25 protein-coding genes and 2 pseudogenes are annotated in these 26,483 nt (G+C 33.5%); 10 read left to right on the forward strand and 17 right to left on the reverse strand.

The genetic code is table 11. The annotated features are described in order from the left end of the window. Nucleotides 1-1,127 precede the first annotated feature (1,127 nt). Nucleotides 1,128-1,871 carry a D-alanyl-D-alanine carboxypeptidase family protein gene (locus F8162_RS05030; protein WP_192797607.1) on the reverse strand — a complete coding sequence of 248 codons (744 nt, stop codon included), beginning with the start codon at nt 1,869-1,871 and terminating at the stop codon, nt 1,128-1,130. 244 nt (nt 1,872-2,115) lie between these two features. On the opposite strand from F8162_RS05030, the gene F8162_RS05035 reads away from it, so the two are divergent. Then, nucleotides 2,116-2,370 carry a hypothetical protein gene (locus F8162_RS05035; RefSeq protein ID WP_002035246.1) on the forward strand — a complete coding sequence of 85 codons (255 nt, stop codon included), beginning with the start codon at nt 2,116-2,118 and terminating at the stop codon, nt 2,368-2,370. A 513-nt stretch (nt 2,371-2,883) separates the two neighbouring features. Here the strand turns inward: F8162_RS05035 and F8162_RS05040 are convergent. Then, nucleotides 2,884-6,153, reverse strand: a complete 3,270-nt coding sequence (locus tag F8162_RS05040) for a VaFE repeat-containing surface-anchored protein (RefSeq protein WP_151634451.1) — start codon at nt 6,151-6,153, stop codon at nt 2,884-2,886. Between the two features lie 1,020 nt (nt 6,154-7,173). Here F8162_RS05040 and F8162_RS05045 point away from each other — a divergent pair. Beyond that, nucleotides 7,174-8,430: an ATP-binding protein gene (locus F8162_RS05045; RefSeq protein ID WP_064475914.1), complete on the forward strand. Its 1,257-nt coding sequence runs from the start codon at nt 7,174-7,176 to the stop codon at nt 8,428-8,430. A 280-nt stretch (nt 8,431-8,710) separates the two neighbouring features. On the opposite strand, the pseudogene F8162_RS05050 reads toward F8162_RS05045, so the two are convergent. Further along, nucleotides 8,711-8,837, reverse strand: a pseudogene (locus F8162_RS05050) (IS6 family transposase); the annotation flags it as partial. 495 nt (nt 8,838-9,332) lie between these two features. On the opposite strand from F8162_RS05050, the gene F8162_RS05060 reads away from it, so the two are divergent. Continuing rightward, nucleotides 9,333-10,679, forward strand: a complete 1,347-nt coding sequence (locus tag F8162_RS05060; protein ID WP_151634447.1) for an FAD-binding oxidoreductase — start codon at nt 9,333-9,335, stop codon at nt 10,677-10,679. A gap of 431 nt (nt 10,680-11,110) precedes the next feature. Then, nucleotides 11,111-11,485: pseudogene (locus tag F8162_RS05065) on the forward strand (TetR family transcriptional regulator C-terminal domain-containing protein); the annotation flags it as partial. 246 nt (nt 11,486-11,731) lie between these two features. On the opposite strand, the gene F8162_RS05070 reads toward F8162_RS05065, so the two are convergent. From F8162_RS05070 to F8162_RS05080, 3 genes are all read right to left on the reverse strand, one after another. Beyond that, nucleotides 11,732-12,364, reverse strand: a complete 633-nt coding sequence (locus tag F8162_RS05070) for a LysE family translocator (RefSeq protein WP_087958887.1) — start codon at nt 12,362-12,364, stop codon at nt 11,732-11,734. A 152-nt stretch (nt 12,365-12,516) separates the two neighbouring features. Continuing rightward, on the reverse strand, nt 12,517-12,774 hold the full coding sequence (locus tag F8162_RS05075) for a DUF3963 domain-containing protein (RefSeq protein ID WP_151634445.1): 258 nt from the start codon (nt 12,772-12,774) through the stop codon (nt 12,517-12,519). A 146-nt stretch (nt 12,775-12,920) separates the two neighbouring features. Further along, complete coding sequence (locus F8162_RS05080) at nt 12,921-13,400, reverse strand: GyrI-like domain-containing protein (protein ID WP_151634443.1); 480 nt, start codon at nt 13,398-13,400, stop codon at nt 12,921-12,923. 110 nt (nt 13,401-13,510) lie between these two features. On the opposite strand from F8162_RS05080, the gene F8162_RS05085 reads away from it, so the two are divergent. Beyond that, the gene (locus F8162_RS05085) at nt 13,511-14,470 is read left to right on the forward strand and encodes a helix-turn-helix transcriptional regulator (RefSeq protein WP_151634441.1); all 960 of its coding nucleotides are present in this window, start codon (nt 13,511-13,513) and stop codon (nt 14,468-14,470) included. A gap of 149 nt (nt 14,471-14,619) precedes the next feature. Here the strand turns inward: F8162_RS05085 and F8162_RS05090 are convergent, their stop codons facing one another. The 6 genes from F8162_RS05090 to bla2 all read right to left on the reverse strand — a co-directional run bounded on the left by F8162_RS05090 (nt 14,620) and on the right by bla2 (nt 20,250). After that, nucleotides 14,620-15,369: an ABC transporter permease gene (locus tag F8162_RS05090; protein WP_151634439.1), complete on the reverse strand. Its 750-nt coding sequence runs from the start codon at nt 15,367-15,369 to the stop codon at nt 14,620-14,622. After that, nucleotides 15,370-16,131: an ABC transporter ATP-binding protein gene (locus F8162_RS05095; protein ID WP_098577227.1), complete on the reverse strand. Its 762-nt coding sequence runs from the start codon at nt 16,129-16,131 to the stop codon at nt 15,370-15,372. Between the two features lie 155 nt (nt 16,132-16,286). Next, entirely contained in the window at nt 16,287-16,628 is a 342-nt protein-coding gene (locus tag F8162_RS05100; protein WP_000891990.1) for a DUF1048 domain-containing protein, read from the reverse strand. A gap of 75 nt (nt 16,629-16,703) precedes the next feature. Next, nucleotides 16,704-17,024, reverse strand: a complete 321-nt coding sequence (locus F8162_RS05105; RefSeq protein ID WP_000429486.1) for a PadR family transcriptional regulator — start codon at nt 17,022-17,024, stop codon at nt 16,704-16,706. A gap of 422 nt (nt 17,025-17,446) precedes the next feature. After that, nucleotides 17,447-18,733, reverse strand: a complete 1,287-nt coding sequence (gene hcp, locus F8162_RS05110) for a hydroxylamine reductase (RefSeq protein ID WP_151634437.1) — start codon at nt 18,731-18,733, stop codon at nt 17,447-17,449. Nucleotides 18,734-19,476: 743 nt separating this feature from the next. Further along, a complete protein-coding gene (gene bla2 / locus F8162_RS05115; RefSeq protein ID WP_151634435.1) occupies nt 19,477-20,250 on the reverse strand; it encodes a BcII family subclass B1 metallo-beta-lactamase in 774 nt (257 codons plus the stop codon). A gap of 196 nt (nt 20,251-20,446) precedes the next feature. Here bla2 and F8162_RS05120 point away from each other — a divergent pair, with 196 nt between their 5' ends. Beyond that, entirely contained in the window at nt 20,447-20,737 is a 291-nt protein-coding gene (locus F8162_RS05120; RefSeq protein WP_151634433.1) for a DUF3784 domain-containing protein, read from the forward strand. A 29-nt stretch (nt 20,738-20,766) separates the two neighbouring features. On the opposite strand, the gene F8162_RS05125 is transcribed toward F8162_RS05120, so the two are convergent. After that, complete coding sequence (locus F8162_RS05125) at nt 20,767-21,048, reverse strand: hypothetical protein (protein WP_087984092.1); 282 nt, start codon at nt 21,046-21,048, stop codon at nt 20,767-20,769. A 133-nt stretch (nt 21,049-21,181) separates the two neighbouring features. Here F8162_RS05125 and F8162_RS05130 point away from each other — a divergent pair, with 133 nt between their 5' ends. Further along, entirely contained in the window at nt 21,182-21,376 is a 195-nt protein-coding gene (locus F8162_RS05130; RefSeq protein WP_071758676.1) for a hypothetical protein, read from the forward strand. Nucleotides 21,377-21,487: 111 nt separating this feature from the next. Continuing rightward, nucleotides 21,488-22,525: a serine hydrolase domain-containing protein gene (locus F8162_RS05135; RefSeq protein ID WP_225990140.1), complete on the forward strand. Its 1,038-nt coding sequence runs from the start codon at nt 21,488-21,490 to the stop codon at nt 22,523-22,525. 36 nt (nt 22,526-22,561) lie between these two features. Here F8162_RS05135 and F8162_RS05140 read toward each other — a convergent pair whose 3' ends face one another. From F8162_RS05140 to yeiL, 4 genes are all read right to left on the reverse strand, one after another. After that, nucleotides 22,562-22,810 (reverse strand): hypothetical protein, encoded by a 249-nt coding sequence (locus F8162_RS05140; RefSeq protein ID WP_087954767.1) that lies wholly within the window; start codon nt 22,808-22,810, stop codon nt 22,562-22,564. Nucleotides 22,811-23,093: 283 nt separating this feature from the next. Then, nucleotides 23,094-24,131, reverse strand: a complete 1,038-nt coding sequence (locus tag F8162_RS05145; RefSeq protein ID WP_151634431.1) for a flavin-containing monooxygenase — start codon at nt 24,129-24,131, stop codon at nt 23,094-23,096. A gap of 204 nt (nt 24,132-24,335) precedes the next feature. Continuing rightward, the gene (locus F8162_RS05150) at nt 24,336-24,689 is read right to left on the reverse strand and encodes a glyoxalase superfamily protein (protein ID WP_151634429.1); all 354 of its coding nucleotides are present in this window, start codon (nt 24,687-24,689) and stop codon (nt 24,336-24,338) included. 13 nt (nt 24,690-24,702) lie between these two features. Beyond that, nucleotides 24,703-25,395: a transcriptional regulator YeiL gene (yeiL, locus tag F8162_RS05155; RefSeq protein ID WP_151634427.1), complete on the reverse strand. Its 693-nt coding sequence runs from the start codon at nt 25,393-25,395 to the stop codon at nt 24,703-24,705. Between the two features lie 109 nt (nt 25,396-25,504). On the opposite strand from yeiL, the gene F8162_RS05160 reads away from it, so the two are divergent. After that, nucleotides 25,505-25,951 (forward strand): DMT family transporter, encoded by a 447-nt coding sequence (locus tag F8162_RS05160; RefSeq protein WP_151634425.1) that lies wholly within the window; start codon nt 25,505-25,507, stop codon nt 25,949-25,951. A 13-nt stretch (nt 25,952-25,964) separates the two neighbouring features. Next, entirely contained in the window at nt 25,965-26,429 is a 465-nt protein-coding gene (locus F8162_RS05165) for a DMT family transporter (RefSeq protein ID WP_151634423.1), read from the forward strand. Nucleotides 26,430-26,483: the final 54 nt, after the last annotated feature.

Below are 26,483 nucleotides of genomic sequence, written 5' to 3' on the forward strand. Positions count from 1 at the left end.
CCTTTTTTTGTAAAGAGATGGTTTTGTTTAATTTCTCACCACTAACCACAAAAATATCTTATAATCGTTATATAATAAATTAAAATAATAGATTAGGAGTAGATCAAATGCCAGTTACACTAGAACTTATTCTTTTCATTCTTCTAGCAATTAGCGCTATTGGCTATTTAGTAAAAGAATTTCAAAAAACTAGGAAAAGAACACTTGGAATTTCACTAGAATTCTTGGTTCTTTTCTGGTCAATATGGAGAATATCGACTATCATAATCTGATTTGTAAAACATGAATTCCTTCGAATAAAAATCAATATTATGTCCATAATGTTAATAGGCTGTATGCCAAAATCCATTTAGTTTTCTCTGTATCTCCTTATATTGAGCAGTTAGTTTTTGCTAGCTGCTCTTTTATTTATGAAAAAAGATAATTTTTTTATAATGATTCTTCTTTATTTCTCAATATAAGGAGCCTTGGATTTTCATTAATACTCCTGTAGTATATGAACAAAGAGTAAGGTAAGAGTTACTCTTTGCCATTTTAGGAAAGGTTCTGTTGGAAACAGCGGAACCTTTTTTCGTGATTTAAAGGTACTAAGACAAAAATGAAATATTTACCATGAAGGTAGTTGTTAAATATTTTACGCTTATACAGTATAATGGGATAGTTATTGTGTATTGGCATTAAGAGGAGCATCCTGATTAAGCGCTTCTCTTTTTTTATAAAATAGCTCCAAATTACTTGGACACATTTACCAGTTTATTCAACACAAATATCATGTTAAAATCCCTTGTGAATACGACATAACTCAACTTGATGAAGCTCTGTAATATTTTCTGTAGGGCTTCTTTTTTTACAAGCAGTTATTTCATTAAGCTGACTACCTTGTTGTGCAAAATAACGATTTTGTTCACTTTTTTGATACATTTATAAAACATTCATATGTTATCTTCAGTAAGTTCTATTTCCTTTATAATATTGTGTGAAGTATACCAACGAACGAAGCCTAAAAAACTCTAATGAAGTGGTGAAAAAAACCTAATTTCTCTACAAAACATTGAGAAATTAGGCTTTTTAATAGAAAAAGTAGCATTCACAAACAATGAATACAGTTTAACTCTTCAATTCTATTTTCACAGATTCATATATTCTTCTAAAGTCAGTTTTTCCTTATATATATTTTCAGCAATATCTCCTACATAGCGAATATGCCAAGGTTCATATGCATAACCCGTAATACTTTCCTTCCCCTTAGGATAACGAATGATAAACCCTGCACGATGCGCGTTTTCTTTCAGCCATTTTCCTTCCTTCGTATTCGCAAAGGATAGCTCTAGTTCATTGTTCGCACTTTTAGAAGAAACATCCATCGTTAACCCTGTTTGATGTTCGCTATGCCCTGGCTTTGCAGAGAAGCGATCCGTATGCTCTTGCCCTTTCTTTTTAACATTGTTGGCATACAGACCTTTTTGATACTCATAGGAACGAAATCCTGAAACAGCATTCAACTGGATCCCATCTTGCTTAGCTAAAAGGAATAGTTTTTCTAATGCTTCCGCTGCTTCTTTACGAAGATGACTCTTTTCTACCGTTCCACTAAATGAGAACGGTACATTTGGTACAACTAAATCCTCTGGCATATAGTCTTCGGGTAAACCATATTCCTTATTTACTACAGCCTGTACACTAGCAAAAGAACTTGCTATCTTATTTGAAGTCCTATTTTGCTTACTATTTTTTTCTTTATTTATGGAGTTTTCACTAGTTTCATAGTTTGTCTTATATGGTTCTTTACCAATAGATATATTGGTGTAAATGATAAAGATACCTAACATTACTACTATACAAGTTAAGGTTCCTACTAATTTAAGTCTCATCATTCATTTCCTTCCTGCAACTCCTACTGTTACTCATTCATCATACTTCAACCATATCAAATCTATATTAATTCCCTGTGAACTTTTCTTCATAACGTATTCCTTAATAGATTGATAGTATATCTTCCCTTTCTTTTGACACCCTTAAAATATCAGCTCTATTCATACATGTAGAAAAATAATCTAAAAATTTGTATAATAGGATGAGAAGTGTAGCATTCTATTATAGAAAGGTCTTGGTATAATGCTAGGTATTGATGTCAAAAAAACAAAAGAAGAGTTAATTATTTCATGGCAATTTGCGGAGGTCACGATTCCATTACGTGATGTAATCGAGGTTACCGAAGATGCTACCTATGCGGGTGTTGAAGAACCAAGTGCAATCCGTATCGGAACAGCATATGGGACAACTGATCGTATATTAATTAGAACTGTAAAACAAAATTATGTATTATTTACTACGAATAAAGTGTCGATTTTAAACGCAATTCACGCGTAACAATGAGTAGATAAACGCGCTTAAACAAAGTTCAAGTGAAATATGAAGGTGCAAAGTCATAGAATTGACTTCGCACCTTTTTTAAAACAATCTATATGAATGAAAATTCCCTTTAACATTTCAGTAAGGCCAAAGCCACTTCTGTCACACCATACTACTTTGTGTCCCATTTATCTAAATTGAAGAGATAACGCTCTCTTTTTTTGATAAAATTATCTCTATAATGATAGCAGGAAAGGATTTGTTGCTTTATCACGGCAGAAAAAACACAGTTTGTAAAAAAAGAGCATTATATCCCCCAGTTCTCTATGAGACCTTTTGAAATAGCTAAGGGATTTTGTCTCACAGTGAATTTAGAAGCTGACACTTTGGAAGCTAAGGAAAAGAAAACAGGGAATTATTACAACAACTCAAAAATAATCAAATAGATTAAAATACTGTAAATAGGACTAAATTATTAACATAAAAATAAGCACATCTTGTAAAAAAACAGATGTGCTTATTTTTTAATTTTTATGCATTTTTACGTTTTAGGAAAATCACTCCACCAACAATTAACAATAATGCACCTGCAGCCATAGAGATCCAACTTGTAAGGTCTGCACCTGTTTGCGGTAACCATCCTATTTTAGATTGAACTTCTTTCTTAGGTTGTGGTTGCTCTTTAGGTTGCTCTGATGTTGAAGTATTTTTATCTTGATTCGGCTGTTCTGATTTTGGTTGCTCCGGTTTTACTTCTTTAAATTTCACTGTCTGACCCTTATCTTCGATGTCAACGTGAATAGCTACCAAGACATTATCTTGATACAATTCTTCAAACACTACCACTTCTTTACCTTGTAATGCAGAAGCATTGAATGTGAAATCGAGTGTGATAGAACTATTCTTCTCTTTAGCAGTAAACTTAGATTCTACTGTTACTTCTTTACCATTTACTAATAATGGTTTTTTTGTTGCTTTATCCATTAGTTTACCTTTTACTACGTACTCTTTACCCACGATTAAGTCTTTGTATTCAACTTTATCTTGGATAGTTACTGTTTTAGAAGCGTCTAACTCTTTAGAACCATCAGCTTTATTTGTAGCTGTCGTTTTAATTGAAGGCTCTACAAATCGAACTGTTTGACCTACATCGTTAATGTCAGCGTGAGTTGCAATTACTTGCCCTTCATGTAATAAGTCTTCGAACACAACTACTTCTCTTCCTTGCTGTTCAGCACCAACGAAAGTAAAGTCTAATGTTACAAAACCATTCTTTTCTTTTGCAATAAATTTAGTCTCAGCTGTTACTTCTTTACCAGCAATTAATAATGGTTCGTTAATAGCTTTGTTCATTAATTTTCCTTTTACAGTGTACTCTTTACCAACAACTAAGTTAGTGTACTCCACTTTATCCTGGATTGTGATAGAATCCTTTGAATGTATCTCTTTTCCACTATCAGCTTTGTTTGTAGCAGTTGTTTTTACTGATGGCTTAACGAACTTAACTGTTTGACCTTTATCATTGATATCAGCATGTGTAGTAACAACTTTTCCGTCTTTCAGTAACTCTTCGAATACTACTATTTCTTTTTCTTCTAAACCAGTTGCATCAAATGTGAAGTCTAATGTAATAGAACCATTTACTTCTTTTGGTGTAAACTTAGTTTCAGCTGTTACTTCTTTACCATTTACAACTAATGGGTTATTAGTTTCTTTATCCATTAATTTACCTTTTAAAGTGTACTCTTTACCTACTTGTAGGTCTTTGTATTCCACTTTATCTTGGATTGTTACAGACTTAGAAGTGTGCATTTCTTTTGTACCATCGGTTTTATCAGTAGCTGTTGTTTTTACTGATGGAATCTTTTCATCTTTGACAATATGTTTAATGATGTGACCATTCTCTTTGATCTCAAAAGAGAATATTTCTTCATTCAATACATAACCTTTTGGTGCAACAGTTTCTTTATATGTGTATTTTCCAAATGGTAACTTTTCAAACTTCGCAATACCTTTATCGTCTGTTTTCCCTTTAACTACTTCTTTTCCTGCTTCATTATAAATAGTAAACTCTGCATTCGGAAGCTTATTGTTTCCATCAGCTACATCAACTTTTGTAATTTCTAGATCACCTTTGATAAGATGATTAACTGCTAATAGCTCAATAATTTTTCCATGTTCCTTTATTTCGAACACAATTGGTTCTGTAATAAGAACGTAACCATTTGGAGAAGCCTTTTCTACAAATGAATATTTACCATACGCTAAATCTTTGACGTTAACTTCACCATTTTTATCTGTCTTATATTCCCCAATTACTTTCCCGCTTGCATCTTTTAGCTCGAATACTGCACCTTCTAATTTTTTACTGATATCTTCATTATCTACTTTTAGTAATTTCACACTACCTTTCACTTCTGTATTTTCCACTGTAAAAGTAAGTGTTTTATTGTGCTCTTTAATTTCAAAAGGATACTTTGTTTTATTTCCAATATATCCATTAGGTGTTTTCGTCTCTAAGAAATAATATTTACCATACGTAAGACCATCAACATTTGCAATTCCATTTTCTTTTGTTACTACTTTTTTCACTTCTTTTCCATCTTCAGTAAAGACCGTGAATTCAACATTAGGCAACATCTTACCTGAATCACTAAGTTTTTTTATTTCGATGTTACCTTTTACTTTGTTGTTTACTACTTGAACAGCTCCTATTTCCCCTGTCTTAACTTCAATAGTTTGTGGTTTATCACCTGAAACATAACCTGTTGGTGCTTTAATTTCTTTTACTGTGTAGGTACCAATTGGTAGGTTATTTAATTCTGCAGTACCATCAGCACCCGTCGTTATTTTTCCAACTGATTCATTATTTGCATTAAAGACTTCAAATACTGCACCAGCTAATATTTCTCCATTTTCCCCAACCTTTTTAATTTTTAAAGAACCAGCAGCTTCCCAATTTACTGCAAGGTCACTACTAAGCTTTTCCTCATTTCTTTCTAGTAGCACTGTAGCATTCTGAACAGTATCAGTACCGCGATAAGCAATTGCTTGAACTTTAGTTAAATTTGCAGCAACACTTAGATTAAATTCACCTGTTTTTATATCTTTAGGAATTTGGATACGGAATTTTTCCCCAAGTGAAAGCTGATCTTTCACTTCTCCATTTTCACTAACAATTTTAACTCCATTAGGTGCATTTTTCGCTACTACTTTATAAGAACCACTCTTAGCATTTGTTTGTACTGTGTATAGGTTTGTTTCAAAAAACTCACCCTTTAATTCTGCCTTTTGCTTTTCAGCAGGAATTACATTCATAAAAATATCTTGAGTATCTTCACTTGTATTTGCAGCATTAATAATTGTCTTAGCCGCTTTTTCAACATTTTTATTTTCATGCTTTAATTCATTTACATCAAGTTGACCTAATGCATTCCAAACCGCAAGCTGAGTTGCATAATGTGCTTCATTCTTATTAGCTACTCCCAGTTGTTCTATACTTTTTTGTGGGAAACCATTTAATAGAACCCTATATACTACATTATCTGTTTTTCCCATTTCAGGAAGATCTTCACCATTTGGTGATTTTAAGCCAAGAGTTAAACAATAAGCAATTTGACCGCTTGAATTTTTAATAATTTCAGTTCGGATATCCTTTCCTAAACTGTTGCTATAACTCCAGTTCATTGAATACTTTTCATGCGTCATAACCTCCGCATTTGCCCTCGGTAGAAACACATTAAAGAATAATGCTAGTACTGATAATAATGCAAAAACTCTTTTAACAACTCTTCTCCCCAATTTTAAAACCTCCCTAGATAAAATGAATCTGATGTATTATTCAAATATTTAAAATAATCACAACGAAGATATTTCATATTATAAGACATAAAGTTACAAATATTATATTATTTTTACAAATTATTTATTTTCTCAACATCCACCATAAATCATAATATTTAAATATTATATTTTTAAAAAAGTAACGATATTAGGATACCTTAACAAAATAAGAAACTTGGTAAAATACTAGAATAACGGTAGTTGGAGTACGGAAACGATTCTTGGCATGAAGGACCACTACAAAGATATTTTAATATGTAAACAGATATTTTCAGATTGAATCTATGTATTAATAATGAAATTTTATTCCATTTACACCTGCAATGTTTATATAAAAGATTGTAAATTATGTTTTTATAGGATTTTTTCTATTAGTTTACTGGAAATTTGCATTATTATGTGACAATAAATATCATTGTATTTAATATAAAATGATATAAAAAAAGGGTATGCAAATAATTATCAGAACTTTCGATTAGTTAATTATACTAAAATTAGTATTAAGAATATTAGCAAAAAAAGTAACAACGTTATTACAAAGTTCGAATATTGGTCTAAGTACCCTAGCATCTCAATGGTAACCTCTTGAATACTTTTACGTTTTTAAATAAATTAAAATAACAAAAAAATAATAATTTTTAATTTTTTCTTTGTAATTTAATAAGTTGCATGTTAATATGGCGAAGGTTATAAAATGGATTTCGCCATACACAATGTTTTTTCGGAATATTCACTCCAGAGAAACGTAACTATTTCAGTAATTTGCTTCATCTTTTACCTATACAAACTTTCAATTTTTTTGTTCATAAGTAAAAGTAACTTTTTATTCTATCTTCCTCATCGATTTTAATATAAATGGTAAAAAAGCACTTTTTCAAGTGCCTTTTCTTTTTTAAAGATAGATAATCTAATAAAATCAAACACCTAGATTAAACACAGACATAATCCTACTTACAAACTCTCAGAGAGGTATAAACTATGGGAATTCCTACACTATTATTAAATACATTTATTATTATTATTTGTATCCTTAGTTACCAAGTATTTTGGCTAGAACATAAAGAAAAAATGGCATGTAATAATATATTAATTTCTGTACTTTCCTCCATTGCAATTATTTTTTGTATGACTTTTCCTTTTCATTTACACGCTGGGTTCATTTATGATTTACGTTTTATTCCCATTATATTAGTTTTTCTATATGGAAATACAAAGAGCATTATTTGTATTGGAGTTTTATATCTTTCTTATAGATTTTACTTAGGTGGAAGCGGAGTCTTCCCATCATTTATTATCTTTACTATTATTTCTGTTATTACAATCATGTTTCGTTACTTGTCACCTACTTATTTCAAGGAAAAGAAGATATTATTAAGTATTTTACTTATTTTGATATGTACAACTTCCCTTTCTATCTGTGGTATTGTAACGCAAATAGATACAGGTGGTAAAATTGACTCTACTCTCATTGAATTTTTATTCAATTATATAATCATAAATATTTTCACAGTATTATTATCAGTTTATTTAATAGAAGGAATGATCAAGAAATATAAAATAAAAGAAAGAATGCAAAGAGCAGAAAAATTTTATATAGCTAGCGAACTAGCTGCATCGATCGCGCATGAAATTCATAATCCACTGACCACGGTACGTGGATTCACTCAATTACTAAATGAAGATGAGAGTGCTAAGATGTCTCAAGATAAGTACTTAGAAATTATGTTACTTGAAATGCAGCAAATACAATCTACTATTAATAACTATTTATCTTTAACCAAACCACAAAATATTATAAAAGAGGAACTAGATATTAATTACATATTAAATCAAGTGAAAGATAATATTTCACCACTCGCTCTTTCATATAATGTTGAAATAAAACAGCATATTACAACAGATTCCCTTTACATAAATGCTAATCCTGAAAAATTAAAAATATGTCTAACCAACATCATACAAAATGGAATTGAGGCTATGAAAAATGGTGGCGTATTACAAATAAATATACAAAAAATAAAAGATAATATTGTAATTGATATCATTGATACAGGAATAGGAATGTCTTCCCAACAAATAAAACGTATTGCCTTGCCATTTTATTCAACAACAGAAAAAGGTACTGGGCTTGGTACTATGATTGCGTACAGTATTATTAAAGAATTAAACGGAGATATAGAGATAGAAAGTGAACTAGGAAAAGGAACACACTTTTCTATCACTATCCCCTGCTAATATAATAGAAGATTTATTTAAATGATATTATTTTGTAGCTAATATAACCATATAAAAAGAAGACGTAACTATTCGTCCTCTTTTTATATGGTTCTGGTGCAAAAATGTTAGTTAGAAACATAGAGTAGCAATTTCCTTTTCATTTCTATCTTATGAAGCTAGGCCAAACAATTTATGAATAAATTCTTTCTCGCTTTGGACAGATTTGTCCGGTAAAACAAGTGGTTCTGGTGCAAAAATAAAATACAGTAGAATAAAGCACATATATTCCTAACGGAATCGTATGAGAAATGGATAAACCCCGTTCTTCTAGCATTTCCATCAAATCACGAAAACTAAGGTTGTACCGTTAACAAGATGATGTCTGGTTGATAATGCTTCCATTTGAACAAATTTTCCTTTTCCATACCGATCACACATCTTTTGTAGAGTAATAGTATCAGCATATCCCAGTTCAAGAGGTTACTTACAAAATATTTAGAATTTTTTTGCGAGAATCCTCCGAAATGTAATACGGACTTTAAATACTTTCATTTATAATTCTCTATTTGTCTATACTTTTCATATCGCTGTTGTATAAGCTCTTCCGAGGATAATAGTATCAATTTTTTTAGAGATAGTACCCCCAGAACAAGATTTTGTTCTAATTTGTAACAAAAAAGCTCTTTTTTGTTTTGGAATATTTCTGAATTCTTAGGTTGATAGGCATGCGTCACTACCCCATATAGTAACAATAAAGGCTCAAAAACGGCTTTTGTCGATTGAAAAGCGCAATAGAATGGTTTGATTTTATGAAAAAAAGTAAGAATCACCAATATAATTGGCGGTTCTTACTTTTTTTCACATACATACTATTAACATGATAGCATTAAAAATTCTTGCAAGGAAAGTGAGGTTTCTATATGCACTATGATGAAGATATAAGTTTAACAGGACGTATTGTGTCACCTGGTGAAGCAGAATATGATTCAGCACGTCAATCGTTTAACACATTCTTTAATAGATTCCCTTTTGTTATTGTCTTTGCACAAAATACTCAAGACGTTGTGAATGCGGTACGATGGTCATTACATAATAACGTACCTATCCGAGTACGTTCAGGAGGTCACAATTATGAAGGTTTGTCAGTTTTAGATGGTGGTATTGTAATTGATGTCAGTGAGATAAATCAAATAAAAATAGATCCAACATCAAAAACTGTTACAGTAGGGGCTGGCTGTAAAAATCTCCATTTAGCTGAGCTTCTTGGGAAAGAAGGACTAGCTATTCCTAATGGTGTCTGTCCTAAACCAGCTATCGCTGGAATAGCTTTAGGTGGCGGGCAAGGTATTCTTTCTCGACCATTAGGACTACTACTTGATCATGTAGTAGAAATAGAAATGGTTGATGCTAACGGCTGTGTATTACAAATTAATGATCAGGAGCATCCTGATTTATTTTGGGCTTTACGTGGTGGAGGGGGGAGTTTCGGTATTTGTACATCTTTTCGCTTTCGTACTCAGGAAATTAAGACTGTTGGTTTTGTTGAAGTAAGTTGGGGGCATCAGGATTTAAAAGCCGTTATACAGGAATGGCAAAAGTATACTCTACCTACTTCTGATAAACGCTTTACCCCCACATTATTATTGTCGTCAGAAAAGACATCTCCCTTGTTGATGCATGGGATTTTTCATGGCTCAGTTACAGACTTACAGAAATTGATACAACCACTTCTCCAAATTGGATCACCTATAAAGGTAGACATAAGAGAACTGTCTTATTTAGAATCTATAACGTTAATATCCAATCATCAACCTGCAACTCCTTTTCCATTTAAAAGCGTAGCACCTTTTCTCGACTCTTTATTACCTGAAGAAGGTATTGCTACGATTCAACATTTTATAAGTCAAGCTCCACCTAATTCTACTGTTTCCGTATTTTTTCAGGGCTTAGGTGGGAATGTGTCTGAAGTACCCGAAGAAGCTACGGCTTATTTTTATCGAAAAGCTCTAATGAATATGGTTTTATTTTCCACGTGGGACAAACCTGAGAGAGCTGCACAAGGGATTCGCTGGGTAGAAGATTTTCGTCACGCATTGATTCCTTTTACGAAAGGTGTCTACGTTAACACACCAGATCTTTCAATTAAAGAATGGTCAGATTTATATTATGGCGAAAACTTCAAACGATTGACTCAAGTGAAAGCTAAATACGATCCAGAAGATATTTTCAACTTTCCACAAAGCATTCCACCTGTTTATAAAAAATAGAATTCCTTTGCTTGCTTTAAATTTTGCAATTTATAAAGAATAATAGATAAAAAAGTTTGCACGGATAATGAATAAACATGAATCAATTATATAGGGAGCACGTCACATCGCCGTCAAATTAAGATTTTACATTATCCATAAAGCAAAAAATACGTTATCCCTTCCTGTGATTTTCGAGAAAGAATAGCGTATTTTTTCTTTTTAGGAGGAATTTTGTTTTCTTAGCTTGATAGAGATGGGGTAGCACCATCAAAACGCGAATTTCGTACGCTAAGCAAAATTTCATAAGAAAAAGCCGATTTCCGGTACTCTAAGAGAATAATTGACTTTTTACTGTTAAGTTGTTTGTAGTGATTGTAGGGAGTCTAATGATGCAATTTCTTTTATACTAAATCGGTATTTTCCTAGAATATTAATGTGTTCCCATTCTAATGGAAAATAAAAAGACAGCAATCGATAAAATCCTTGCCATTTTCCTTATATATCAAGATGCAGCTAATAATCCCCCTATTGCTGGAGGCTGTCCATTGCTTAATAGCGCAATTGAAAGTACTGGAGTATTTCCAGAATTACAAAAAGCAGCAGCAAAGGGTTATGATGATACAGTAATGTTAATGGCTTCTCTCATAAAAGAAGGAATAGAGAAACAAGAACTTAAAGAAGATATGGACATTATATCGCTCGCTTCTTTTCTTGCATCTTCAATGGAGGGCGCTATTATGGCAAGTCGAGTATCGAACGATAATATACACCATCAGTATTTTATTGAACAAATAAAACATCATCTTTTCTCTTATTCTAAATAAGTGAGAACTTGCATTGCTTCCATTCAATTTTTATAGACTTAAACTGAATAAACCCCTCTCATAAAAATGATCTTCTATTTATGAGAGGGGTGAATAATTTTTAGCAAAGGGAGCTTTTTAGACGTTGTATATTAGGCATACAACCAATCTATTTTTCACATACCTCCCCTTTTTATCCTACCCTTAAAATAAAAAATGGCATTCCTGCCGTAACATTAAATTAGACCTTCAAATTTTTAGATACTCCTACTGTCGACGTTCAAAAGCAAGACGTACAGCAAGCCCTGTCAAGACACTTGCCATAAGCCAACGCTGTACTCGTAGCCACGTTGGGCGTGTGCCAAACCATGTAGCAATTTTACTTGCTGTAAACACAATTAGAAGGTTAACTATAAAACTAACAGTGATTTGCGTAAGGCCTAAAACTGCACCTTGTATAAGCAACGATCCCTTCTCAGGATCTTCAAATTGGGGTAAAAGTGACACATACAAAATAGCAATCTTTGGATTTAGAAGATTAGTCATAAGTCCCATTAGAAATAATTTCCGTGGTGGCTCATTAGAAATAGTACGAGGTTCCATAATAGAAGTAGCACCCGGTTTTATCGAATTCCAGGCGAGCCAAAGCAAGTAAGCAGCACCTGCCCACTTGACTGCTTCGTAGACAGCGGGTACTGCAAGGAATAAAACTGTCAGTCCAAACATGGTTGCGATTATATAAATTACAAATCCAAGCATAATACCCAAGAGAGAAATAAATCCTGCCATACGTCCCTGCGTAATGGAACGAGAGATAAGATAAATCATATTAGGCCCAGGTGAACAAACCATGCTAAGTGAAACTATTGCAAAGGCTAACAAAGTACTAAAGCTGACCATGAATCTTCCCCCTTTATGTTACATAAAATTTCCTATTGTACATTTTATCATGATTGAGTAGAGAAAAGATTAATATAAGGCGATGCAGCTAAGTAATATGATCGGATCAAATGTATGGTAATCACATACTTCTCATTCTCTTAAGTAAGGATTTAAAAATAACCTATCCATAGTGACACTACAGCAACTACTAACAAAGCAACACAAATTGTGATATTTCGAACCCAATTTTGTATATCAGCAAAATATCGTTCTATAAAAATAGCGTTGATATAAACGATAAGAAATAAAACAACGAAAGTAAAGGAACCAAATTTATCGTTAAATTTCTCATTGGTATATGTGCTTACATGAAGGAATAGAAAAACAAACACTACTATGAATAGCTCAAATAGCCTTTTTATATTCATTTCGCCACCACCTTACAATAATCCCCTTTTATTCCATTTTACCAGAACATCATGTGAAGCAGCATATGAATATTTTATTCATGTCAAAAAGACCAACAATTCAATATTGTTAGCCTCTACTTTCCATATTCATACCTTTTATCACTTTACTTCCTAACAACTGGAATCCACATTTCACCAAATATTAAGCCGTCTCTCTGTCCCATCTCAACCGTTGTATTTGGCCCACCAACATAAGCAAAATCTTTTTCTTCTTGTAAAGCTTGACCGAAGGCGATGCCAGTCAGCTTATTACTTAGCGCTTCAGCCGTTTTGTCCTCTCCTTTCACTACTAAATATTCTCCCTTCGGAAACTGGATCACTCTAGACTCTTCTTCTATTTGTGCCTCTGTCATGACACCAGCATAATACATCATTTTGTTATTCACCGCTTCGCTTACAGAAAAAATATATTCGTTTGTAGCCAAAGCTTTTAAAGTATTCAGCCTTCCATCTTCTTTAACAGCCGCCCAAAAGTCTTCCTTTTCTTTATTGATCCCAGCAAAGTCTGTATAGTCACTCTTAATTTCAGTTCCAATACCTAACACAATAAAGCTATCTTTTTCTTCAATTGTATAATTTTTCATATTCAAAACCTTCCTTTTTTTAAAATGAATCAAATGATTTATCTTTTCATCTGATACGTTTATAATACCTTTAAATCATGTCAAAAAATGATACTGTTTAGGAGACTCCAATGAAAAAAGTTGAACGGATTAATACAATTATGCGGTATATCAACAACCGCTCCCACTTTACAATTACTGAAATCCTGCGAGAATTTAACATATCACGATCGACAGCTATTAGAGATATTAGAGAAATTGAAGCTATGGGCATGCCACTTGTCGCTGAAGTTGGAAGAACTGGTGGATATTTTGTTATGCATAACTCTATCCTGCCCGTTGTTCGCTTTACTGATAATGAAGTCAAAGCTCTTTTTATTGCCTTTATGGCTACAAGAAATCAACAACTTCCCTATCTAAAGAGTCGCCAATCTTTAGCCGAAAAACTACTAGGACTCATCTCCGAAACTCAGCAAGATGACCTTGTTCTTTTAAATCAAATCTTGCTTTTTGAAGGGACTAACCCTCATAATCCCGATCTACTTGAGCTTTCTGACCTCCCCCATCCTATGTTAGAAAAACTCATTCAAATCCTTCTTTCGGATAGACATTTATTGATTACTGTCAAAGAAGAAGAAATCAAGTCTTATCCAATTTACCTATTACACCTTTATCAAGAAAAAAGCCATTGGATCCTTGAGGGATTTGACTTAAAAGAAGAAAAGAAGCTGATGTTTCCTGTCGATGACGTCATCAATATTGAACCGTACACGCCGAAAAAGAGATTAAATAAGAAAAAGATTTTAGAAAAGCTCAGTAAGAAGGACGAAGCAATTAACCTTGTACTTGAACTAGGAGCAAAAGCGATTGCTCAGTTCAAAAAATACCACTCTTTCAAAGTTTCAATTTCTTATACAAATCCTTACCAATCTACAGCCATTTTAAAAACATTTATCAATGTTAACAATTCCGATGAAGTGACAGAGATAACAAATTGGTTACTCTTCCTAGGAAAAGATATTACAATCAGGGAAATGCCTGAAGAGGTATTATACGATTTGCAAGAGCGGTTATGTTTATATTCTCCATAAGCAGTGATCGCTTAAACCCAAAAATATTGAGTTTAATTTGTTACCAGTTGCCCATATTTTTTACCATGAGAGCACAATACATAATAAAAGCACGGAAAATCTCCCGTGCTTTTTCAAAAATATATATAATTTCGGATGACTTAATTCACTTACCCTAACTGACGTTTAAATGCTTTACTTGCGAAAAAGTAAGAGATGATCATGATGCCTACGCACCAAGCGAGTGCAATCCAAATATCATTGCCAACAGTTCCTTCATATAATAGGGCACGAATCGCATTCACGATTGAAGTTACAGGCTGATTCTCTGCAAACGCACGAACAATTTTTGGCATCGTTTCAGTAGGTACAAAGGCTGAACTAATAAATGGAAGAAAAACGAGTGGGTACGAGTACGCTGTCGCCCCTTCCATAGACTTCGCTTTCAGCCCTGGAATGATAGCTAGCCATGTGAGCGCTAGCGTAAACGTTCCCAGTATTCCAGCTACTGCAAGCCATTCTAGAATAGTAGCACTAGAACGGAAGCCCATTAAGAGTGCAACAAGAATAACCACCACTATAGTAAGAACATTAGCAACAAGAGAGGTTAAAACGTGAGCCCACAATATCGATGAGCGCTTAATAGGCATCGTAATGAAACGTGCCATCAGCCCACTCTTTACATCCGTAAATAATCGCACAGAGGTGTAAGCTACACCGGATGCGATAGCCATTAGCAAAATTCCTGGCAATAAATAATTCACGTAGTTATCCGTTCCTGTCTTTATAGCCCCGCCAAATACGTAAACAAATAATAGCATCATCATAATCGGTGTAATCGCTACTGTAATAATTGTATCCGGACTTCGCATAATATTACGCATTAAGCGCCCTAGTAATACCCCTGTTTTGCTTTTCATTTACATCTCCCCCTTTTTACCGATAATCGCAAGGAAAATTTCTTCCAACGTCGGCTGCTTCTCGATATACTCTACTTTTGCTGGCGGGAACATCTCTTTCAGTTCAGTAAGAGTACCTGTCGTAATAATTTTTCCGCCATGCAAAATAGCGATACGGTCCGCCAGTTGTTCTGCTTCCTCCAAGTACTGAGTCGTGAGCAAGATCGTTGTGCCGCTGCCAGCTAGTTCCTTGACTGTATCCCACACTTCAATTCGCGCTTCCGGATCAAGTCCAGTCGTCGGTTCATCAAGAAAAATAACTGCTGGCGCCCCGATCAAACTCATCGCGATATCAAGCCGGCGCTTCATACCGCCGGAATACTGATCTGCCCTCTGGTTGGCCGCATCTGTCAGGCTAAATCTTGCAAGTAAATTGTCAGCAACTTGAGCGGGATTGGAAACACCACGTAACTTGGCGATCATTATCAAGTTTTCTCTTCCAGTTAGCATGCCGTCTAAAGCAGCGAACTGTCCTGTCAAACTGATGCTTTGACGAACATGATCTGGTTGACGCTGGACGTCAAAACCGCAAATACTTACTTCACCATCATCTTGTTTCATTAACGTCGAAAGGATATTGACCGTTGTCGTCTTTCCCGCTCCATTTGAGCCTAGCAGCGCGAAAATTTCACCACGCTGCACCTCAAAATCCACTCCCTTTAAGACTTCTTTATCTTTAAAAGATTTTTTTAACCCTTTTATAGAAATCGCTGCATTGCTCATACTTTTTCCCCCTTATTAAAATTGATTACCTACACCCTCTATTTAGTATCACTGATAATCCGTATTACTTAGTAGTGGTTTAAAAATATAACTGAATAGCGATGGCGGCAATTCACATTTGTAACCAGCTAATCAGTCGGTATTACTAATTGCATTTATTTTTTTCTCAATTTCTTCATAATACTTTCATTCAAATCTTCACGATACTTGGAGACATACGTTTTAGCGTTTGCTACTAGTTCGTCAGCAAAAGATGCTACGTCCTCCCCAGTAATGTCAAGCACTTGTCTGCCTTCCGCTGCACCAGCTTCAAACAAATCGATTAATTCATACTGTATGTGCAGCATATCCATTCCATTACCCGCTGAGAAATTCCACATGTAGTTTTGAATTTTCTTAAACACAAACTGATAGTCCTCTGGCAGTGCTCCAACACGTGCCATCATCATTTTGTACTCTTTTTTATCACCGATTAATTTTTTAAACATTTCCAACATCTTATTTTCCTCCTTTTTTATAAAGCAGAACAAGAAACTCTCCAAATATGAGCCGGAACATTTTATATTATGAGGCTAGTTTGACTTCAAGACGTTAATTTTTGAAGATACAAAATCCCATTTTTTCCAAAACAGTTCAAGCTCTTGACGGCCATCCTCATTTAATGAATAAAACTTACGAGGCGGTCCCATATCTGATGGTTTCTTTTCAATATTCACAAGCTTTTTCTTTTCTAATCGTACGAGGATAGTATAAACCGTCCCTTCCACGACTTCCGTAAACCCAAGATCATTCAGGTGGCGGGTAATCTCATAGCCATACGTTTCACGGCGGCTAATGATTTCCAGTACACACCCTTCCAGTGAACCTTTCAGCATTTCAGTTAAATTTTCCATGTCCTGATCCTCCTTTACCCCCTATTCTGTCTGACTTATATTCAGTATCACAGAGTACTAAGGCGAATTTTTACTGAATAGCTTTTGAGTAAAACCACACTATTCAGTATTACTTATTACAACTACATTGTATGACTAAGTAGTTGTGGATGTCAACTAGTTTTCAAATTATTTCTAAAATCCGCTTTTACCTATCGTTTACTGAAAATATTTTGAAAAACAACACTACTCAGTATTACCTATTACAACTACATTGTATGACTGAGTAGATGTAAATGTCAACTCGATTTTTATATTTTTCTAAAATCAACCATTACCGACCCCGCTAAGAAAAGAAAATACCCCAAAACAAAAATTCTACATTTTTGTTTTGAGGCACTATAGGCTAGCTCTTCTTCTTAATAAGACAGATCATCCTTTTGTTACGATAACATCATTTCCATATCTTCCGCTGCATTTGTAATCAGTTTCAAACCGAATGTTTCTTGTAATACATCAAGCACGCCAGGTGAAATAAATTCAGGCGCCTTTGGACCGATGCGAATATCTTGAATGCCAAGACTAAATAGTCCAAGTAAAATCGCAACCGCTTTTTGTTCAAACCATGATAGGACAATACTAACTGGCAATTCGTTCACTTCGCATTCAAATGCATCTGCTAAAGCGGCCGCTATTTTCACTGTAGAAATTGAATTATTGCATTGTCCTAAATCAATGTAACGCGGAATCTCCGTACCAGGTACAACACCATAACTCACATCATTAAAACGGAATTTCCCGCAAGAAGTTGTTAAAATAACCGTTTCTGGCGGAAGCGAAGTTGCTAATTCACGATAATATTCTCCGCCTTTTCCCGGAGCATCACAACCTGCGATGACAAAGAAACGCTTAATCTTTCCTTCTTTTACTGCATTAATAATTTCCGGAGCTAATGATAATACTGTATTATGATGAAACCCTGTTACTAACTGCTCATCCGACTCCATATGTACTTCTGGAAGTTCAAGCGCTTTTTCAATCAACGGTGCAAAATCATCATTTTCAATTTTTTGTACACCCTCTAAACCGGCAATATCATATGAAAAGAATCGATCAGAGTATGACCCTTTAATTGGCATAACACAGTTCGTTGTCGCTAATATGGCACCTGTAAATTTTTCGAAAAGACGTCTTTGATCATACCATGCCTTACCGATGTTTCCTTTTAAATGTTTATATTTTTTCAGCTGCGGATAACCGTGTGCTGGTAACATTTCAGAATGCGTATAAATATTAATTTCTTTTCCTTCTGTTTGCTTTAATAACTCTTCTAACGCAAATAAATTATGACCAGTAACTACAATTGCCTTACCTTCTACATGGTTTTGCGTAATTTGAACAGGCTCTGGAACACCAAAATGATTCGTATGCGCCTCATCTAACAACTCCATTACTCGTAGAGCTGATTTCCCTACTTTCATAGCCATATCAATATGTTCTTGTTCATTAAAGTTAGAATTTGTTAATGTCATATACAGCGCTTCTTGCGTTGTAGCATCTACAAATGCATCAGTATACCCTAGCTGAGCAGCATGCGTACGATAAGCAGCAATTCCTTTTAACCCAAACACAATCGTATCTTGTAAACTTGCAATTGTTTCATTTTTACCGCAAACACCGATTACTTTACATCCGCCTGTTGGCGTTTGTTCACATTGATAACAGAACATTATCATCCCACCCTCTCCCAATCATTCCTTACAACCTAAGCATAATACCCATTGAGAAAAAGGGATGTGATATCAATCACAATAATATATAAAAATTTGTGACAGTTCACATTGTTGACATAATATTTTTATTGACACCAAAAAACATTACATAATCATATTGTTCAGGTTTTCAAATATCTAAACTATTGCTGAATCACATATTTAACTTTCTAGTTTATAGTACGAAATGAAAATTTCGTACTATAAACTAGAAAGTTAACAAAAATAGACATACAAAAAAGCTATTCTTTCTTTTTATTATTCAACTGAAAGAATAGCTTTTTTTCATTTTGAAGAACTATCAATTTTTTGATTAAAGATTTTATGAAAAATCACTTTATTTACAATACATTTACACTATCTTTACAATGTTTACATTATTTATATGATATATTTATATAGAATCTACTTAAGAAATTTCATGTACATTGTTATCTTTATAATCTCTGATCTGATTGATAAGAGATTATGTTATATTTTCATACCAGGGGTGAATTAGGATGACTGAAACTTTAAAAACACTTATAATGCTTGATGCTACTTACGTTGTTATAGCAATTATGACGGTACTGGTATTTGTATACTTGGAATTAAAATCTCAGTAACGTATGCAGGCATAATTGATAGCTTCGCATTTAAATATAGTTAGAAGAAAGCGAGGAGAAAATTGTTTCTCCTCGCTTTTATATTCCCACAGTTTCTTATTTCAACAAATCCAATGTATGTAAAAGTAATCCTCTGTCCCCTACGTCTCCATGACCAGGCACTACTGCATTTATATTGCCATATCGCTTCAGCACATTTTCAATCGATGTAGGCCATTCATTTACATAGGCATCAGCGACATTCCCTAAATTTTTAGCTTCCGCAGACTTTACTAAACAACCTCCAGCTAAAATGTTGTATTGCGGTAACCATACGACAATATTATCTTCTGTATGTCCTTTCCCCGGATAAAACGTTTCTACTTTCATATTTCCAAACTTCCAATTTGTAATGGTTTGTAAGTCTCCAAGTGGTTCTTCATATCCATTTTTCTTTGCTAGTTCTGCAGTTAGTGTTGTACTATGCGCTTTAATGCCTCTTTCTTTCAACGTTTTTATTCCTCCAATTCGATCAGCGTGCGCATGTGTAATAATGACATCCGTTACCCGTTTCTTAAATTTCTTTTCTACCATCTCTATTAATTCCTTCGTTAACTTATCATCCCAAGAAGAATCAACAAGTACTAACCCTTTAGAAGTAATAAGAACTAGACCGTTCGAAGGAACTGCTTCTCCGTTAAAATAACCTAACTCCGTATGAACCCATACATTTTTGTTTAACTGAGAAATTGAAATAGTTCCTGTCTCATTCTTTATTATTTTTTGCTCTAGCTTTTGTTCCGCTTGTACAGAAGAAATTGTACTAATAAATTGAGTTGCTCCTAGTAAACTAACACATACCCCTAATTTTAATAGTGTATTTTTTTTCATTTTCTCCACCCTTTCCTTCAAACGAAATAGTTATTACCTATATTAGACAATTCATCTCAAATGTTTGTTCCATCTTTTCTTACATATTTTTCATACCATTAATAAAAAGCGTACAAAATTTTGTACGCTTTAATTTTGTTAAATTATAACATTCATACTATAATTTATTTACAGCCCTTTAACGGAGGTGTTTTTAATGACTCTCTTCGCTTCTCCATCATTATTCATTCTGGCAATCATTTCATTTGCATTAGCTTATTTCATCGGAGTAAAACAATACACTTGGCTCTTATCAGGATTCAACGAACGCCGTGTGCCAGATAAAGGTAAGTTATCGAAAATAGTTGGTCTTTATAATTTAATTGCCGGTGTTATCGCCACAATTGGTAGTGTCTTCATTACTCCTAATGTAAAAATTGTATTTCCTATCATTATAGTTGGACACTTTATAATCGCTGCTTATGTAAATACACGCATGGTGCAATGAAAAAAGATCACCTAAATGGATGATCTTTTTTATAATTTATCGACATATTGCTTCGCTTCTAATAAGGAAAAACCAAAAGCCTCTCTTACTCTCTTAACTGCTGTAACTGTTTTTCCTTCTTCCATAAGCTGACGCAACTCTTTATTAATTTCAGGTTCTCTATCTATAATTCCCATTTCTTTCGAAATTAGCTGTAATCTATCTTCCATCCTCTTTAAACGTGCATCCGTTTTCTTTTCGATTCTATTTAATTTTTCAACGATATAAATAAACCCAAAGACCGCTATCGGTATGATCATCCAAAATTCCATGACTATTCCTCCTCATTAGCTTTCATTTGTTTTATTTCACTAACTTATGTAAATTTTACCACGAAACACATTTAATGTATAATAGTAATATACAACACTGTTAATAAAACCTTTTATTTTAGGGGGGCACTTTATGAAAAGATTTTTTAAGACGTTACTACAATTTGTAGTCCTTTCAATTGCACTACATTTATTATTTGATATCGTTGGCTGGCTTGTTTTCAATGCGCCAATTAAAAATAAACAAATGATTATTTCCCTACTAACAACCTCATGGCTTATGTACATGTACCGAGACAAATTTTTTAAAACATTCACTTCGAATTAACTAAAAAAACTTCATCGATAAAAGATGAAGTTTTTTCTTTTTCTCTCATTCTATCTATTTACTACTGTATAATAGAACTAACATTCTGTCTTTTTAAAGAAAGGAGTCACTATGAACTTAAAAAGTAACAATATATATGAGAAAATGAGACAATATTCCGTTGCAGGGTTAAGCCTTGCCATTATACGCGATGGCAAACTAGACGAAGCGGCAGCTTTCGGAACACTTGAATCTGGAACAACTAAAACTATCACTACGGATTCTATATTCAACTCTTGTTCTATTAGTAAATTCATCACCGCAATACTCGTACTAACGTTATCAGATCAAAAAGTTGTGCATTTAGACGAAGACATAAATGATAAACTCATATCTTGGAATATACCTACCAATCTATTTACCTCACAGAAAAAAGTCACGTTGCGAAATTTATTAAGTCACCAATCTGGAATTATTGATCCTCCTAATAGTTTTGAGCATTTTACACTTGTACAAGGGCGACCAAACATGTCTGAAATCCTCGCTGGTAAAACATCATATTGCCCAGTACCGATAGAAATAACTTATACACCAGAAAGTGAATTTCACTACTCTGATGCAAACTTTTGTATTATTGAACTACTACTTGAAGATATAACTGGAAAACCATTCAATCTTTTACTAGAAAAATATATCTTTCAGCCACTCCAGCTAAAGAATAGTACAGTATTCTCTACTGTAGATATAAATAAAATGGCGGCCTTTGCTTGTGGGCATAATAAAGATGGCACCGTTACAAATGAGCAGTATCCATTTTATCCATTCGCAGCTGCTTCAGATATTTGGACAACATCAACAGACTTATCAACTTTAGTAATTGAAATCATTCATTCCTTACAAGGAAAGGGAAGACTAAAACTTTCTCAAAAATTAATACAAGATATGCTTTCTCCTCAAGGTTGCTCAAAATGGACTGGACTAGGTGTTTTTCTAGATGATTCTAACGAAGACTTACAAATGTATTCCCTTGGATGGGGCGTAGGATTTCAATGTATGATGGTATGCTATCCATACCGAGGTAATGGTGCTGTTATTATGACGAACACTGACTTAGGTGTTCATCAAATGGAAGGGATTATTGGTGACGTTTTAAAAACGTTATCCTTATAATATAAAGAAAGAAGCTGTTCCTTCCAGCTTCTTTCTTTATATAACATTTTTCGCAACAATTTTTATATGTTCTGGTGCAATAATCTCCGTTATACTTTCTTGGAAATCTTCCTGCAACATTTCTTCAATATGTTCTAGCTGCACTTCAACATGTGTACATTCTAAATTATGTATATTTAATAATCCATAATGATCTTTTTTCTTAATTACTAAATATTGATTTTCCTCTGTTACAAGTACAGAGCCTAATCGTACTCCTAGTAGGCGTTGATCATCAAACTTCACGATCATTTCCCCCTTTCTTAACCCAAAACGCGATTGTTATGTAATAAAATAATATTTCAGGTAATCTATTCTTTATAAACTATATCATAATTTGTTAAAATATAAATATCATATTTCTTTTTACTAAAAGCCCCCTATTCTTTTATATATTTCGATACAAAAAACTTTCTCAACACAAAATTAGAATTTTCAGTTTTTATTCTTATGAAAATCTATTATAATAAAGTTAATAAATGTTTGACCTCTCCTAATTCATGTACATATGGATGATCAGTAGTCGCTGCTACTGATCTATTTTTTTGATTTCAGAAAGTAAATACGCTGCATCCTTTCCTACACCACAAATAAGTGCAGAACCTCTTTGAGATTGCCACGGTAAACCGATATAATATAGTCCTCTCACGGGACTTATTCCTCTTACATGATTAGGAAATCCTTTCTCATTCACTGCTTTTTCTATTTCAATCCATTTATAGTTCTGAATAAAACCAGTTGACCATATAATACTTCCTACGCTATACGTGCCACCATTTTGAAACATAATGCTATTTTCTGATGCACTAACCACTTTTTCCTCTAGTTTAATTACTCCACTACGAATAAGTTCCTTTCCTTCAAAACCAAAAATAGGATCCTTTCTCTTCTGAAACCATTTTCCCCTCTTTGTATTTACTTCAGCGTACAATAAACCCAATTTTTCTAACCAATTAAAAATGCTTGTTCTAAAAAGATGTAGCGGTAAAAATGTTAAAGGATGACTGATAGACATTGTAACTTCATGAGTTTTTGCAAGTTCTATTGCAATTTGCATTCCGGAATTCCCGCCACCTACTACTAGTACTTTTCCCTTAGGAATTTGTGATGGTGATTTATATTGTGATGAATGTATTTGAAAAACATGTGATGAAAGATGTTGTGAAAATGAGGGGATATACGGTTGCTGAAAGCCACCTGTTGCGATAACAACCCTTTTTGATTGTAAAATTTCTGTAGGAGTATGTAATTCAAATATATCTTTTTCTTTCTTTATTTTAATAACTTCAGTTTGCAATTGGACCGGTAATTTAAAATGCCTTGCATATTCTTCTAAATACGTTGCCATTTCATCTTTACTTGGAAATCCATTTCCTTTTACTATCATAGCTGGTAAACTACTATATTCCCTCGGTGTGAAGAGCTGTAAAGAATCATATCGATTTCTCCACGAATCACCAATTCGGTCTCCAGCCTCAAGTAATAAAAAATTATACCCTGCTTGCTTCAAGTAATATCCCATTGTTAATCCAGCTTGACCTGCTCCAATAATAATTACATCTAGCATCTTTTTCCTCCTTCTTAAAACGTATAAATATATGTTCATTTGTTCATATGTTTTAAGATACGATTTATTCTTCAATATTTCAATCTGTTTAACAAAATGAAAAAGAGTAGTTCGCTACTTTATGAACTACTCTTCATTCCATTTATTTAACACGTAATTACACTACTCAATTTAGGAAAACTTGTATATGGATTTCTTCCATTTCTACAATTTCTCCTCATAAAATATAATTCTATTTAAAAATGGATCAATCACAGTTAATTCCACAGTATCCCACGGTGTTCTCTCTATATCGGGTTTTGAATACGCATATCCTTTATTCAATAATATAGAATGATAATCCTCTACATTATCTATTTTCACCCGAATCGCACCACCTGGCGAAGCATCCCCATGATGTTCTGATAAATGTATTACAGCATCATGTAACGAAATTTGCATATATAATGGCATATGTTCCTCATACCGATGTTCCCAATCCATTTTAAACCCTAAAAAATTCAAATAAAATAGCCTTGCTTTTTCAACATCAAAAATTCTAAATATAGGTGTAATCATTTATAATCTCCTCCTATTTATAAACATCTGCCGCCAATTCCCTCAAAACATCCACATTCACTACTTCAAAGCAACCATTGTTCTTCTTTATAATCTCTTTATCACAAAAAATATTTAATGTACGTAATAGATGCCGATAACTCGTTCCTAACAATTCAGCTGTTTCTGTTAAATTCCCACTAAATACAATTCGATTTCCGTGCTGCACCGCTCGTTCCCCCGCTGCTAACATGTAACTCGCTAGTCTATTTTCAAGTGGATATAGTAAATTAATTGTACTATTTTTTGAAAGTCGGTTTAATTTATGTGCTAACGATCCGCAAATACATCGTAAAAATTTTGCATCATGAAATAGTTGATTTCTCACTTTCCCTAAAGGTAAACCAACACAATATGAATCTGCCATTACTTGTACGTTTGAAGCTGTCTTTTGAGAATGAATTAACTCCACATCTCCTAACAGCTGCAAGCTATCATAAAAGCATAATAATACAGATTTCCCATTACTTAATGTATTAAATGCCTTCGCTTTTCCTTCAACGAAAAAATATAAATAATCTATCTCTTCATTTTCTCTGCAAATAAACTCATTCTTTTTGAAAAATATTAATTCCATATATGGATTCATATCATTACTAAAAAATGAGTCAATATTATTTTGTTTCATATACTCTGTTAATTTAATAGAATTACATATTTTCTTCATAGTTCCCCCGCCTTTACAACTCATCCCCATTGTAATCAAAAATTTCTTTCTCTACTATGACATATGTCATAGTAATACACAATTTCAGCATGATACAGTCATTACAAATATGAAAATTAAAGGGGATATTACATTGTATAACTTTCTTTCTGTCTTTATTGGTGTGCTCATCGCCGTTATGCTTCCATTGAATGGGATTTTATCTGAATTAATTGGCAAGTATACAGCGAGTGTTGTCATTCACCTTGTCGGTTTAATTGCTGTTATTTTCGTTTTAATTATAAACAAAAATAAAATTCGTTTCGAAAAAGGTATTCCACTTTTTCTATATAGCGCTGGAGCGATTGGAGTATTCACTGTTCTTTTTAACAATATAAGTTTCTCCGTCCTTGGTGCCTCTATTACGATCGCATTAAGTTTACTCGGTCAATCTATTGCTTCCATCGTTATTGACCATTTCGGCTTATTAGGAATGAAAGTTGCAAAGTTTGAAAAGAAAAAACTAATTGGATTATGTTTCATCTCTTCCGGAATTATAATCATGACAATTTATTAATGGAGGCAAGAAAATGTTATATATTACTATCTCTATTTTAGCTGGTGTTTCTATAATTATTGCTAGAATTATTAACGCGAATTTAGCAGCGAAAATCGGAAATTGGGAAGGCACGTTTTTTAATTATATTACTGGATTATTTTTCTCTATGTTATTTTTAATTTTTAGCTCAGATTCAATGTACATTCCTGTTCATACGTTGCAGTCTATTCCTATCGCTGTTTACTTAGGTGGATTAGTAGGTGTTATCGTCATCTCGTTATCGAACTATATTACACCTAAAATCTCAGCATTTTATTTAACGTTACTCATCTTTATCGGACAATTATTTGCGGGGACTATCATTGATTTCATCTTGTCACACGAACTCTCTATGGGAAAGGTTGTCGGTGGCATTTTCGTACTAATCGGACTCACTTACAATCTACTTGTAGATCGCCCTGTTAAAACTGTGCAGAATAACCAACTTCAACTATAATACTTTACGCTTCCCTATCATATATTAATAGAAAAGCTCTTCATACGAAGTGAT

Origin of the sequence: Bacillus sp. CH140a_4T (assembly GCF_008923725.1) — a bacterium.
GTDB lineage: Bacteria > Bacillota > Bacilli > Bacillales > Bacillaceae_G > Bacillus_A.

Excerpts from the sequence above, each read along its gene's own strand:
- F8162_RS05060 (WP_151634447.1), top strand. The coding sequence starts at position 9,333 with ATGCACTATGATGAAGATATAAGTTTAACAGGACGTATTGTGTCACCT.
- bla2 (WP_151634435.1), bottom strand. The coding sequence starts at position 20,250 with ATGAAAAAAAATACACTATTAAAATTAGGGGTATGTGTTAGTTTACTA.
- F8162_RS05085 (WP_151634441.1), top strand. The coding sequence starts at position 13,511 with ATGAAAAAAGTTGAACGGATTAATACAATTATGCGGTATATCAACAAC.
- F8162_RS05165 (WP_151634423.1), top strand. The coding sequence starts at position 25,965 with ATGTTATATATTACTATCTCTATTTTAGCTGGTGTTTCTATAATTATT.
- F8162_RS05145 (WP_151634431.1), bottom strand. The coding sequence starts at position 24,131 with ATGCTAGATGTAATTATTATTGGAGCAGGTCAAGCTGGATTAACAATG.
- yeiL (WP_151634427.1), bottom strand. The coding sequence starts at position 25,395 with ATGAAGAAAATATGTAATTCTATTAAATTAACAGAGTATATGAAACAA.
- F8162_RS05150 (WP_151634429.1), bottom strand. The coding sequence starts at position 24,689 with ATGATTACACCTATATTTAGAATTTTTGATGTTGAAAAAGCAAGGCTA.
- F8162_RS05100 (WP_000891990.1), bottom strand. The coding sequence starts at position 16,628 with ATGTTGGAAATGTTTAAAAAATTAATCGGTGATAAAAAAGAGTACAAA.
- F8162_RS05160 (WP_151634425.1), top strand. The coding sequence starts at position 25,505 with ATGAAAATTAAAGGGGATATTACATTGTATAACTTTCTTTCTGTCTTT.
- F8162_RS05045 (WP_064475914.1), top strand. The coding sequence starts at position 7,174 with ATGGGAATTCCTACACTATTATTAAATACATTTATTATTATTATTTGT.
- F8162_RS05075 (WP_151634445.1), bottom strand. The coding sequence starts at position 12,774 with ATGAATATAAAAAGGCTATTTGAGCTATTCATAGTAGTGTTTGTTTTT.
- F8162_RS05105 (WP_000429486.1), bottom strand. The coding sequence starts at position 17,024 with ATGGAAAATTTAACTGAAATGCTGAAAGGTTCACTGGAAGGGTGTGTA.
- F8162_RS05120 (WP_151634433.1), top strand. The coding sequence starts at position 20,447 with ATGACTCTCTTCGCTTCTCCATCATTATTCATTCTGGCAATCATTTCA.
- F8162_RS05135 (WP_225990140.1), top strand. The coding sequence starts at position 21,488 with ATGAACTTAAAAAGTAACAATATATATGAGAAAATGAGACAATATTCC.
- F8162_RS05090 (WP_151634439.1), bottom strand. The coding sequence starts at position 15,369 with ATGAAAAGCAAAACAGGGGTATTACTAGGGCGCTTAATGCGTAATATT.
- F8162_RS05070 (WP_087958887.1), bottom strand. The coding sequence starts at position 12,364 with ATGGTCAGCTTTAGTACTTTGTTAGCCTTTGCAATAGTTTCACTTAGC.
- F8162_RS05080 (WP_151634443.1), bottom strand. The coding sequence starts at position 13,400 with ATGAAAAATTATACAATTGAAGAAAAAGATAGCTTTATTGTGTTAGGT.
- F8162_RS05035 (WP_002035246.1), top strand. The coding sequence starts at position 2,116 with ATGCTAGGTATTGATGTCAAAAAAACAAAAGAAGAGTTAATTATTTCA.
- F8162_RS05130 (WP_071758676.1), top strand. The coding sequence starts at position 21,182 with ATGAAAAGATTTTTTAAGACGTTACTACAATTTGTAGTCCTTTCAATT.
- hcp (WP_151634437.1), bottom strand. The coding sequence starts at position 18,733 with ATGTTCTGTTATCAATGTGAACAAACGCCAACAGGCGGATGTAAAGTA.
- F8162_RS05030 (WP_192797607.1), bottom strand. The coding sequence starts at position 1,871 with ATGAGACTTAAATTAGTAGGAACCTTAACTTGTATAGTAGTAATGTTA.
- F8162_RS05095 (WP_098577227.1), bottom strand. The coding sequence starts at position 16,131 with ATGAGCAATGCAGCGATTTCTATAAAAGGGTTAAAAAAATCTTTTAAA.
- F8162_RS05125 (WP_087984092.1), bottom strand. The coding sequence starts at position 21,048 with ATGGAATTTTGGATGATCATACCGATAGCGGTCTTTGGGTTTATTTAT.